The organism is Jeotgalibacillus marinus (genome assembly GCF_040801915.1).
GTDB lineage: Bacteria > Bacillota > Bacilli > Bacillales > Jeotgalibacillaceae > Jeotgalibacillus > Jeotgalibacillus marinus.
Window position 1 is genome coordinate 1 of record NZ_JBFMIA010000190.1, and the last position, 263, is coordinate 263.

At 66.2% G+C, this 263-nt stretch carries 1 protein-coding gene; it reads left to right on the forward strand.

Features of this window, described 5'->3' with window-relative positions:
• Positions 1–263 (forward strand): thiamine pyrophosphate-dependent enzyme (locus AB1471_RS19015; RefSeq protein ID WP_496350343.1); only part of this gene is annotated, 263 nt, incomplete at both ends.

A 263-nucleotide genomic window follows, 5' to 3' on the forward strand; every position in this document is an offset into this window, starting at 1 on the left:
GCATGGAATGGGACACGCTGGTTCGGCACAACGTGGCGGTCGTGTCAGTGATCGGCAACAACGGCATCTGGGGTTTGGAGAAGCACCCGATGGAAGCGTTGTACGGCTATTCGGTGGTGGCCGAACTGCGCCCGGGAACCCGCTACGACGAGGTGGTGCGCGCACTGGGCGGCCACGGCGAGCTGGTGTCGGTGCCCGCTGAACTTCGGCCGGCGCTGGAACGGGCCTTTGCCAGTGGCCTGCCCGCTGTGGTCAACGTGCTC